The 11,282-nt window shown below is 73.6% G+C and carries 10 protein-coding genes; 8 read left to right on the top strand and 2 right to left on the bottom strand.

The features are described from left to right. Positions 1–147 precede the first annotated feature (147 nt). The 4 genes from ACFVHI_RS20045 (at position 148) to der (ending at position 5,058) form a co-directional block, all read left to right on the top strand. On the top strand, positions 148–1,233 hold the full coding sequence (locus ACFVHI_RS20045) for a prephenate dehydrogenase (RefSeq protein ID WP_380341215.1): 1,086 nt from the start codon (positions 148–150) through the stop codon (positions 1,231–1,233). Positions 1,234–1,313: 80 nt separating this feature from the next. After that, positions 1,314–2,408, top strand: coding sequence for a DUF4419 domain-containing protein (locus tag ACFVHI_RS20040; protein WP_380341212.1), 1,095 nt, complete (start codon positions 1,314–1,316; stop codon positions 2,406–2,408). Between the two features lie 215 nt (positions 2,409–2,623). Beyond that, positions 2,624–3,337 (top strand): (d)CMP kinase, encoded by a 714-nt coding sequence (cmk, locus tag ACFVHI_RS20035; RefSeq protein ID WP_363374184.1) that lies wholly within the window; start codon positions 2,624–2,626, stop codon positions 3,335–3,337. A 266-nt stretch (positions 3,338–3,603) separates the two neighbouring features. Beyond that, positions 3,604–5,058 carry a ribosome biogenesis GTPase Der gene (gene der / locus ACFVHI_RS20030; RefSeq protein WP_063349663.1) on the top strand — a complete coding sequence of 485 codons (1,455 nt, stop codon included), beginning with the start codon at positions 3,604–3,606 and terminating at the stop codon, positions 5,056–5,058. Positions 5,059–5,185: 127 nt separating this feature from the next. Here the strand turns inward: der and ACFVHI_RS20025 are convergent, their stop codons facing one another. Next, positions 5,186–5,950 (bottom strand): hypothetical protein, encoded by a 765-nt coding sequence (locus ACFVHI_RS20025; protein WP_380341208.1) that lies wholly within the window; start codon positions 5,948–5,950, stop codon positions 5,186–5,188. 288 nt (positions 5,951–6,238) lie between these two features. Then, positions 6,239–7,081 (bottom strand): hypothetical protein, encoded by an 843-nt coding sequence (locus tag ACFVHI_RS20020; RefSeq protein ID WP_079135943.1) that lies wholly within the window; start codon positions 7,079–7,081, stop codon positions 6,239–6,241. Positions 7,082–7,676: 595 nt separating this feature from the next. On the opposite strand from ACFVHI_RS20020, the gene ACFVHI_RS20015 reads away from it, so the two are divergent. The 4 genes from ACFVHI_RS20015 (at position 7,677) to ACFVHI_RS20000 (ending at position 11,168) form a co-directional block, all read left to right on the top strand. After that, a complete protein-coding gene (locus tag ACFVHI_RS20015) occupies positions 7,677–8,480 on the top strand; it encodes a transglycosylase family protein (RefSeq protein WP_380341205.1) in 804 nt (267 codons plus the stop codon). A gap of 356 nt (positions 8,481–8,836) precedes the next feature. Next, complete coding sequence (locus ACFVHI_RS20010; RefSeq protein ID WP_380341202.1) at positions 8,837–9,295, top strand: transglycosylase family protein; 459 nt, start codon at positions 8,837–8,839, stop codon at positions 9,293–9,295. Between the two features lie 70 nt (positions 9,296–9,365). Then, a complete protein-coding gene (locus ACFVHI_RS20005) occupies positions 9,366–10,073 on the top strand; it encodes an alpha-ketoglutarate-dependent dioxygenase AlkB family protein (protein ID WP_380341263.1) in 708 nt (235 codons plus the stop codon). A 228-nt stretch (positions 10,074–10,301) separates the two neighbouring features. Continuing rightward, complete coding sequence (locus ACFVHI_RS20000) at positions 10,302–11,168, top strand: acyl-CoA thioesterase (protein WP_380341200.1); 867 nt, start codon at positions 10,302–10,304, stop codon at positions 11,166–11,168. Positions 11,169–11,282 lie beyond the last annotated feature (114 nt).

Here is an 11,282-nt window from a genome sequence, read left to right as displayed (position 1 = left end):
TGCCGGGGTGCCGACCGGACCGAGAACCGCGAAGTCCCGCGAGGCCGGGTGGCCCGGGAAGTCCCGCGAGGCCGGGCAACCCGGGAGACCCAGAACGCGAAGCCCAGAACGCGAAGCCCGAGAATTCGAGAAGGAGCGCGACCCGCCATGCGCACTGCCGTCGTCGTCGGTACCGGACTGATCGGCACCTCCGCCGCGCTCGCCCTGGCCGGCCGCGGGCTGACCGTCCATCTGGAGGACGCCGACCCGGACGCCGCCCGGACCGCAGCCTCCCTCGGCGCCGGCATCACCGATCCGGCCGACGGCCCGGTCGACCTGGCGATCATCGCCGTGCCGCCCGCCCTCGTCGGCAAGGTGCTCGCCGACTGCCAGCGCCGCAACCTGGCCCGCTGGTACACCGACGTCGCCAGCGTCAAGGCCGGCCCGCGCATCGAGGTCGCCGCGCTCGGCTGCGACACCGTCCACTACATCGGCAGCCACCCGATGGCCGGCCGCGAGCGCTCCGGCCCGCTGGCCGCCCGCGCCGACCTGTTCGAGGGCCGTCCCTGGGTGCTCACCCCCACCGACGACACCGACACGGAGACCCTCAACGCCGCCCTGGAACTGGTCGCGCTCTGCGGTGCGATGCCGATCGTGATGGACGCGGCCGCGCACGACCGGGCCGTCGCCCTGGTCTCGCACGCCCCGCAGCTGGTGTCCTCGCTGGTCGCCGCCCGGCTGGAGCACGCCGACGAGACCGCCATAAGGCTCTCCGGGCAGGGCGTCCGGGACGTCACCAGGATCGCCGCCTCCAACCCCGGCATGTGGGTCGACATCCTCTCCGCCAACGCCGGTGCGGTCGCCGACATCCTGGAGGAGGTCGCCTCCGACCTCGGGGAGACCGTCACCGCGCTGCGCGCCCTGGACGCCCCCGAGGAGGGCGAGCGCCGGGCGGGCGCGGCCGGGATCGAGGCGGTCATGCGGCGCGGCAACACCGGCCAGGCCCGCATCCCCGGCAAGCACGGCGCGCCGCCCACCCGGTACGAGACTGTGGCCGTGGTGCTCGGTGACCAGCCCGGCGAGCTGGGCCGGCTGTTCGGCGAGGTCGGCGCGGCCGGGGTCAACATCGAGGACGTCGTCATCGAGCACTCGACCGGCCAGCAGGTGGGCTTCGTCCAGCTGTCGGTGGCGCCGGGGGCGGTCAAGCCGCTCACGGTGGCGCTGCGGGCGAGCGGGTGGAGCGTCCGGGACTGATCGGGCTGCGGGGGCCGGTCGGCTTCCGGGACTTCGGGTGAGGGGTTCGGCCGAGCGGTTCGGTTGAGGGGGGAGCAGGGGTGATCATCGAGTTGCCGCTGGGCGAGACCCGGCACGGGTCCTACGGCCGGCCGGTGGACCTGGGGAACGAGCGGTTCCTGCGCGCGGTGGTGGGTGGGGGCTTCCGGATCCACCACCGCAGCGTCGAAGCGCTGGTCGAACTGCCCCGGCCGACGCCGCCGGACCCGGAGCCCGCCGAGCCGGAGCCGACCTGCAGCCTGCTGGTGCGGGCGGCCCACGCCGCCTTCGCGGAGCACCTGCCGCTCAGCCTGTCGCCGGACGTGCTCTGGTACGCGGTGGTGCACGAGGTGGCCGTGCACGCGCGGATGTACGCGCCGAGGTACCGGGCGCTGTTCGGCGGCGCCGAGGGGCGCCGGGAAGCGATCGTGGTCCGCGACGACACCCTGGCGGCGCCCTGGCCGGACTGGTCGCGGTCGATCCGGCTGGTGCGGGAGCCGCTGGCGGCGGCGGTCGGGGCCGAGCTGGTGGAGCTGTTCCAGCCGGCGTTCTCGACGACCACGCCCGACGACGCCTCCTGCGCGCTGGTGGCGCTGATGGACGTGGTCAGCCCCTACTACGCCTTCCGCTGGGAGACCCGCTGCGGCATCCCGCGGATCCGGCTGGAGGGCACGGCCGAGGACTGGGCGCTGCTGGTGGCGCGGGTCGCCGGGCTGGCGGAGCGCTTCGACTGGCTGGCGCCGTGGTTCGCCGAACTGCGCCCGGTGCTCGACGAGATCGCGGCGACCGCGGCGGGCGGGGCGGTCGACGACGAGTTCTGGCGCTCGCTCTTCAAGTGGCGGTCGATGTCCGGCGGCCCACGGGTGACCGGCTGGCTCACCGCCTTCCTCGCGCACACCCAGACCCCCGACGGGCCACGGCTGCGCCAGTCCTTCGGCTGGCGGGAGGCGGACGCCAACCCGTACCACCGGGACTCCTTCGCGGTGAACGACTTCCCCTCGCACGTCTCCAAGGTGCCGTTCGTCTGGGACCTCCTCGGCCGCGAGATCCCGATGGCCTTCACCGCCGGCATCCTCGGCATCGAGTGGGACGGGGAGTACCTGCGGCCCCGGCTGGGCAACGCCGTCCTGCAGGTCCTGGGCCCCGACCAGGGCTGATACCGGGCCTGGAGCCGGGGCTGAAGCCCGGGGCTGATACCGGCGCCGGTACCGGGGCTGATCCCGGGGCCGAGGGGGGCTGGCAGGGGGCTGGTACTGGGCTGATCGGGTGGCGGAGTGGGTAGGGCGGCGGTCCATTAACCTTGAGGGAGACAATCCCCTGCCGTCTGCCTCCCCAGGCCCCGGCTTTCACGCCCAGAGAGAGGTTCGGCCCCGTGGACACTGCCGACCGAGCGCACGCCCCGGTCGTCGTCGCGATCGACGGACCCTCCGGTTCGGGCAAGTCGACCGTCTCGCGGGCGGTGGCGGCCCGGCTGGGCCTGAGCTTCCTGGACACCGGCGCCATGTACCGGGCGATGACCTGGTGGATGCTGGCCAACGACGTCGACGTGGCCGACCCGGAGGCGGTGGCCGTCGCGTGCGGCAAGCCGGTGATCGTGTCGGGCACGGACGCGGACGGTCCCACCATCACGGTGGACGGCCAGGACGTCTCCGGACCGATCCGCGGCCCCGAGGTGACGGCGCAGGTCAGCGCCGTTTCCGCGGTGCCGGCGGTGCGCTCCCGGCTGGTGGAGCTGCAGCGCGGCTGCGCCGAGGTCGCCGAGCGCGGCATCGTCGCCGAGGGCCGGGACATGGGGACGGTGGTGTTCCCGAACGCCACCGTCAAGGTGTTCCTGACCGCCTCCGAGCAGGCCCGGGCCGAGCGCCGGGCGGCCGAGCTGCGCGCCAAGGGCGTCGACGAGGCGACCATCACCGCGATGGCCGCCGACCTCGCCCGCCGGGACGCCGCCGACTCCTCCCGGAAGACGGCCCCGCTGGCCCAGGCCGCGGACGCCGTCCTGGTGGACACCAGCGAGCTCACCCTGGAGCAGGTGATCGACCGGATCGCCGCGCTGGTGGAGGAGCGGGCCGGGATGTCGTCGGTCTGAAAGGACGGACAGGTCCGAACGAACGGACAGGTCTGGACGGCCGGGCCGGTCTGAGGACCGGATCGGCCGGAATGATCGGGTCGGCCCGACGGCCACAATGGTCCGGACGACCGGAATGGCCTGAACGACCGGAATCGCCGGAACGGCCGAATGAGCTGCGGTGCCGCCGAGGTGCCGCGGAGACAACCATCGCGCTGCCCCGAGCGGGGCAGGTACGCACGGCGCGCCCCTGGGAAGGGCCGCGCCGGGAAACGGAACAGACGAACATGACCGCAGAGCACTCCGACACCGGCCACGGTGGACTGGACGCCGCCGACTACGCCGAGTTCATGGCCATCGCCGCCGAGGAAGGCTTCGACGTCGACGGCGTGGACGGCTTCGACGGCGCCGAGCACGTACCGCTGCCGGTGCTGGCCATCGTCGGCCGCCCGAACGTCGGCAAGTCGACCCTGGTGAACCGCATCATCGGCCGCCGCGAGGCCGTCGTCGAGGACAAGCCGGGCGTCACCCGCGACCGGGTCACCTACGAGGCCAGCTGGAACGGCCGCCGCTTCAAGGTCGTCGACACCGGCGGCTGGGAGATCGACGTCCTCGGCCTCGACGCGATGGTGGCCGCGCAGGCCGAGCTCGGCATCGAGCAGGCCGACGCGGTGCTGTTCGTGGTCGACGCCACCGTCGGCGCCACCGACACCGACGAAGCCCTGATCAAGCTCATCCGCCGGGCCGGCAAGCCGACCGTGCTGTGCGCCAACAAGGTCGACGGCCCGTCCACCGAGGCCGAGGCCGCCTACCTGTGGTCGCTGGGCCTGGGCGAGCCGCACCCCGTCTCCGCGCTGCACGGCCGCGGCTCGGGCGACCTGCTCGACGCCGTCATGGACGCGCTGCCCGAGGCCCCGCCGCAGACCTTCGGCGACGCCGCCCCCGGCGGCCCGCGTCGCATCGCGCTGATCGGCCGCCCGAACGTCGGCAAGTCCAGCCTGCTGAACAAGGTCGCCGGCGAGGAACGGGTGGTCGTCAACGAGCTGGCCGGCACCACCCGCGACCCGGTCGACGAGATGATCGAACTCGCCGGCAAGACCTGGAAGTTCGTCGACACCGCCGGCATCCGCCGCCGGGTCCACCTGACCGCCGGCGCCGACTTCTACGCCTCGCTGCGCACCTCCTCCGCGCTGGAGAAGGCCGAGGTCGCGGTCGTCCTGGTCGACGCCAGCGAGACCCTCGCCGAGCAGGACACCCGGATCATCTCGATGGCCGTCGAGGCCGGGCGCGCCGTCGTCATCGCCTACAACAAGTGGGACCAGATGGACGAGGAGCGCCGCTTCTACCTGGAGCGCGAGATCGAGCGCGACCTCGTCCAGGTGCAGTGGGCCCCCCGGGTCAACGTCTCGGCCAAGACCGGCCGGCACATGGAGAGGCTCGTCCCGGCGATCGAGACCGCGCTGGAGGGCTGGGAGACCCGCATCCCGACCGCGCGGCTGAACGCCTTCCTCGGCGAGCTGGTGGCCGCCCACCCGCACCCGATCCGCGGTGGCAAGCAGCCGCGCGTCCTGTTCGGCACCCAGGCGGGCATCCGTCCGCCGCGGTTCGTGCTGTTCGCCTCGGGCTTCCTGGAGGCCGGCTACCGGCGCTTCATCGAGCGCCGGCTGCGTGAGGAGTTCGGCTTCGTCGGGACGCCGATCTCGATCTCGGTGCGGGTCCGGGAGAAGCGCAAGCGGAAGTAGGACGTCGTGATCCACCGGCAGTAGTCGGTGGGTGCCGGCAGTAGGTGTGGGCGAGGGCCCCGTCACGGTGGTGGCGGGGCCCTCGTCGTGTGTGCGGGGTCGTGCGGGTGGTGTACAGGCGGGCGGTTCAGTGGTGGTCGCCGTTGCGGCCCGGGGGGAGGGAGAGCATCTGGCGGTGGCGGCCGCCGGTGGGCGCGGCGGTGGCGACGCCGGTGGCGGTGCCCATCGCCGGGGCGGGGGCCGGGGGCGGCGCGGGCATCGAGTGCGGGATCGGGCCGAGGTAGCCGGCGGCCACCCAGCCCTGGCCGTTGGTGAACTGGGGCGGCGGGGGCGGGGTGTGCCGAGGGGCGGTGGCCGCCGGGGCGGCTTGGCCGAAGCCGTCGCTGGTCGGGGCGGCGGGCTCGGAGTGGGGGTGCGGCTGAGGCTGAGGGGCGCTGTGGCCGGTGTGGCCCATCGCGCTGTGGTGGGTTTGGCCGGTGGTGCTGTGGTGGGTTTGGCCGGTGTGGCCAGTGTGGCCAGTGTGGCTGGTGGCGCCGTGGCCGGTGGCGTGCCCTGCGGAGTGGCCGTGCTGCTGGCTCGGCATGAACTGCGGCAGGCCGGGCGGCTGCCCCCCGTAGCTGTGGAAGGCCTGGTGCTGGGGCGGGTACGGGCGCGGTTCGCCGAGCACCGGGTAGCCGTCGCGGACCGCGAAGCCGGTGAACTTCAGGTCCTCCTCGCCCGAGCGGTCGCCCGGGAGCGCGCGGAACAGCCGCCGGTACTCGGAGTACAGCTCGTCGTAGATCGGCGTCGTCGAGTGCGGGTGCTCCGCGTCGTACGACGGGCGCATGCCGGGGATCGAGCGGGGGGCGGTGGTGGACCGGCCGGGGGACGCGGAGACGTCGTAGCTGTACACACAGGGGCCAACGAGTGAGGGGTCACGGGGATGCGGGGTGCCGGGGACCGGCCGGAAGGCGGCTTGTGCTGAGGGAGAGGCCGCCTTCCGGCGGGTGCTTCGGCGGGTGCTTCGGCGGGTGCGGAGCCGGGGTGCGGAGCCCGGGCGTGGAGCCCGGGTGCCGACGGGTCGGGGCGCGGTTGGGGCTGGGTGCTGAGGGGGCGGGGGCGGGCGCGCGCCTGGGTCGGGCGCGCGGCTGGGGCTGGGTGCCGACAGGGCGGGTGTCGGCGGGCCCGGGTGCCGAGGGGCTCAGGTGCCGGCGAGGGGGAGGGAGGCGGCGACCACCTGACCCAGTGCCACCGCCCGCTCCAGCGCCTGGCGGAGCAGGTCCTCGCGCGGCTGGCGGCCCACCATCCCGGCCGGGACGGCGTACATGGTGACCTCGGAGAGCTGACTCGCGGCCATCCGCCAGGCGTCGGTGACCTGGAGCGGCTGGTGCGCCTGCCACCAGCCGGTGCTGCCGCCGGCGGCAGCGGGCTGCAGGATCGCGTGCAGCTTGCCCATCGCCACCAGGACCGACCAGCCGCCCAGTTGGTCCGGGGTCTCGTCGAGGTCGGTGATGGCCTGGAAGCCGGCGTCCTGGAGCAGGTCGAGGAACTCGTCCTCGCCCGAGGTGCTGCCGGGGCGCCCGACCGGGCCGGTCGGCTCGACGACCAGCGAGGCGTGTCCGACCTTGCCGTGCAGCACCAGCCCGCAGGTGATGCCGAGGATGGCGGCCTGGCCCGGCGCGCTGGGCTGGGCGGTGGGGGCGGTCGCCGGGGTCGGCGCGGGAATGGGCACCAGCGGGTGCGCGGGCGCGGCCGGGGCGCCGGTCTGGGCCTGGCTGATGCTGCGGACGGCGCCGACCAACTGCTCCTCGGCCACCGGCACCACCTGGGACGGGATGCAGCGGGCGTGGGCGAAGGCGAGTACGGCGGTCTCCTCGCCGACGAACAGGACGGTGCTGGTGGGCTCCGCGTGGGTGTCGCCGGAGGTGCGGCAGGAGGTGCATTCGTAGCTGTCGGGTGCGCGGTCGCCGCCGAGGAGGCGGTCCGCCTCGTCGTCGCCGATCTCGGACCGGACCTCGTCGCTGACGTCGAGCATGCGCGGCACAGGTTCTCCTCTGGTGGGTGCGGTTGGCGGTCGGGGGCGGATACGGGGAGGTCGCCATGACCAACGGGCCCTTGTGTCAGGCGTCACGGGTGGTCGACGAGGCTGACGGGAATTGCCTCTGATCCGACCGCGCCGCGTGTTCTCGTGGTCGCAATGTGTCGATGTCGGTGGCAGGCCTGCCGGAATGAAACCGTGAGGTGAGTCACGCCACCGTGATGTTTGATCTACGAATCGACGGCTAAAACGGGCATTTCGGACAGGATTGTGCGGGCGCTACCGCCGGTAACCCTTGGCTGAGCTGGGCAGACCGGTGGAGTTTTGGTTTCCCCGCCGACCGGCTCGTAGCTTCATTGGCGGCGCAACGAGCGCCACCCGGGTTCACCCCCGACGCACCGCCCCTCCGGCTCCCCGCCGGATGCGGCAGGTGCCCGCCGACGCGATCGCTCGAAAAGGTCGCCGGTGAGCGGCTGGGTGGCCGGGGCGGCAAGCGGCACGTCCGACACGTGCACGGTCGCCCGACGGACGCGGCAAGTGAACGCGGCCCTCTCCAGGGCCTGGTTCCGCATGCCCGCCCGGGGCTTTCGAGAGGAACCCCATGACCTTCCGTCACGAGACCGCCGCTGCCACCACCTCCACGGCCACCAAGCGCAACCGCGTCCGGATGGCTGTCGTGGCGGGCGCCGCTGTCGCGGCCCTGCCGGTGGCCGGCCTCGTCACGGCCACCTCGGCCTCCGCCGCCTCCGTCTCCACCTGGGACTCCGTCGCCCAGTGCGAGAGCGGCGGCAACTGGGCCATCAACACCGGCAACGGTTTCTACGGCGGACTGCAGTTCACCTCCAGCACCTGGGCCGCCTTCGGCGGCACCGCCTACGCCTCGCAGGCCAACCAGGCCACCAAGGCGCAGCAGATCGCCGTCGCCGAGAAGGTCCTCGCCTCGCAGGGCCCGGGCGCCTGGCCCGTGTGCTCCGTCAAGGCCGGCCTGACCAAGGGCGGCACCCCGGCCGCCGTCGACACCTCGGCCGGTTCGACCGCTGGCTCGACTGCCGGTTCGACCGCCGCCAAGCCGGCTGCCCCGGCCGCCAAGCCGGCGCAGACCCAGGCTCCGAAGGCCGCCGCTGCGCCGAAGGCCGATGCCGCGCCGAAGGCCGCTGCCCCGAAGGCCGCCGCTGCGCCGAAGGCCGCGCCGAAGAACGACGCCGCCAAGGGCGCCAAGGGCTGGACCGGCTCGAACGACGCCAAGCCGGCCAAGGGCGACAGCTACACCGTCAAGTCCGGTGACACCCTGAGCTCGATCGCCGCCGCGCAGGGCCTGGACTGGCACGACCTGTACAAGAACAACGCCAAGGTCATCGGTGGCAACCCCGACCTGATCCTCCCGGGCCAGACCCTGAGCGTCTGAGCACCTGAGCACCTGGGCCTCTGAGCACCTGGGCCTCTGAGCGTCTGGGCCTCTGAGCAACTGAGTGTCTGAGCGTTTGACACCGGCTCTCCGGGGTCTGCCGCCTGATGTCGGCTGTCCGACGTCCCCGGCCTGAGGTCGGTTCAGCGGGCCTCCCGGCCCCGGCGGTGTGCTGACACCACGGCCGCTTCTCCGCTGCGCGGGGGAGCGGCCGTTGGCGTTTCCGGTGCTTCCGGTGTTCCCGGCGTTTCTGGCGTTTCCGGCGCGTTCGGAGTGTCGTTGGGGAGGGCCGTGAGGCGACCGGCCTAGGGTCGGCTGCTGTGCCGCCTCCCTGTGACGAGCGTATGTGCCGGGTCGTGCTTCGACTGGGCGTCGCCGTGGTGCTGCTGGCGGGGGCGGCGGCGATCCCCTGGGAGCGGGCCGGTGCGGCGGCCCGGGTCGCGGACGTCGTGTGGGACGGCCTCGCCGAGTGCGAGAGCGGCGGCGACTGGCAGGCCGACACCGGCAACGGCTACTACGGCGGCCTGCAGATCTGGCCGCCCACCTGGGAGGTCGCCGGCGGCTTGCGCTTCGCCGACCGGCCGGACCACGCGAGCCGTCGGGAGCAGACGACCGTCGGCGAGGAGATCCTCCGACAGCAGGGCTGGGAGGCGTGGCCGGACTGCGCGCGGGAGCTGGGGCTGATCGGCGGATCGCCGGCCCCCAGTGGCGGTCCGACCTCCGGCGGCAGCCCGACCCCCGGTGGCAGCCCGACCTCCGGTAGCGGTCCGGGCTCCGGAGGTGGCCCGGGCTCCCGAGGTCGGCCGGGTTCCTGAGGCCGGCCGGGCTTCGGCCGTGGCGGTGCGGGAGGATGGTGGGGTGATCCAGGGCGAACTGTTCGGTGACCTGCCCGGTGCCGTCCCGGGCGGCCGGTCGGGGTCCGCTGCCGCGCGCGGGCGCGCCGAGCCCGCCCCCGGTGCCGTCCTCCTCCCCGGCTGGCTGGACGCCGATGCCCAACTGCGCCTGGTCGCCGCCTGTCGGGAGTGGGCCCGCCCACCGGCCGGCCTGCACGCCGTGCGGATGCCCACCGGCGGGATGATGTCCGTACGAATGGTCAGCCTCGGATGGCACTGGTATCCGTACGGTTATCGGAAGGACGCGGAGGACGGCACGCCCGTCAAGCCGTTCCCGCCCGAACTCGACCGCCTCGCCCGCCGGGCCGTCGCCGACGCCTACGGGACGGACGCCCGGCAGATCGCCGGCGCCGCGTCGTACGAACCCGACATCGCGATCGTCAACCACTACCCGCACGGCGCGAAGATGGGCCTCCACCAGGACCGCGACGAGCGGACCGACGCGCCGGTGGTCTCACTCTCGCTCGGCGACGCCTGCGTGTTCCGGCTCGGGAACACCGAGACCCGGACCCGCCCGTGGACCGACCTGGAACTGCGCAGCGGTGACCTGCTGGTGTTCGGCGGCCCGGCCCGGTTCGCGTACCACGGTGTGGTGCGCACGCTGCCCGGCACGGCGGATCCGGCGCTGGGTCTGGTCGGCCGGCTCAACATCACCGTGCGGCAGTCGGGGCTGGAGGCGGGGGAGGCGGGGGAGACCTGAGTCCGGGTGGGCGTTCGTCCGTCCGCCTGGTGACCGCATCTTCCGCTCTTCCGCTCTTCCCCTCTGCTCGCTTACTCGTTCGAGTGAATCGGCTCCTTCGGCCCGGTGAGCGGGAATGACCCCGGTCGCCGGAGAATTCCAGTGGGTTGGAGAATTCGATCAGGACGGGCGCCGGAGCCGGGCGGAAGACCTCCGCCGGGGCCGTGGGCCTGGAGAGGAAGCGCACGCATGGGTACCCCCGTCGACGACCTTGTCGACCTGCTCGACCTGGAGCAGATCGAACTGAACATCTTCCGCGGGCGCAGCCCCGAGGAGGCGCTGCAGCGGACGTTCGGCGGCCAGGTCGCCGGGCAGGCGCTGGTCGCGGCCGGGCGCACGGTGGACGGCGACCGCCCGGTCCACTCGCTGCACGCCTACTTCCTGCGCCCCGGGGTGCCCGGCGTGCCGATCGTCTACCAGGTCGACCGGATCCGCGACGGCCGTTCCTTCACCACGCGCCGGGTGCTCGCCATCCAGGGCGGCCGGTCGATCTTCGCCCTCACCGCCGACTTCCACAGCCCCGAAGAGGGCGGCATCGAGCACCAGCACCCCATACCGGACGTCCCCGCGCCCGAGGACCTGCCCAGCGCGCTGGAGGAGGTCGGTTCCCGGCTCGGCGAACTCCCCCCGTTCATCAGCCGCCGCCAGCCCTTCGACATCCGCTACGTCGACCGGCTGCGCTGGACGAAGGAGGAGCTGGCCGGGGTCGAGGCGCGCAGCGGAGTCTGGCTGCGGACGGACGGCCCGCTGCCGGACGACCCGCTGATCCACGTCTGTGCCCTCACCTACGCCAGCGACATGACGCTGCTCGACGCCGTCCGCGCCCCCGTCGAGCCGCTCTGGGGCACCCGGCACTTCGACATGGCCTCGCTCGACCACGCGATGTGGTTCCACCGCCCGTTCCGTACGGACGACTGGCTGCTGTACCAGCAGGAGTCCCCGATCGCCCACGGCGGGCGCGGCCTCGCGCGCGGGCAGATCTTCGACCGGAGCGGGCGGCTGGTGGTGTCGGTGGTGCAGGAGGGGCTGTTCCGGCCGTTGGGCGCCAGCAGCTGACGGGGTGGGCGAGTGGGCGAGTGGGCGCGTCGGGTGCTGGATGCCAGCGGCCGGGTGTCGGCCGAGCGGGCCGGCCTTCGTCCCGGCGGGCGTCGTGTCGGTGGTGTTGCCGTC

It is taken from the genome of Kitasatospora sp. NPDC127121 (genome assembly GCF_042677305.1).
GTDB lineage: Bacteria > Actinomycetota > Actinomycetes > Streptomycetales > Streptomycetaceae > Kitasatospora.
Note: the sequence above shows the minus strand (reverse complement) of the source record. Positions and strands in the feature narration are given on the sequence as shown.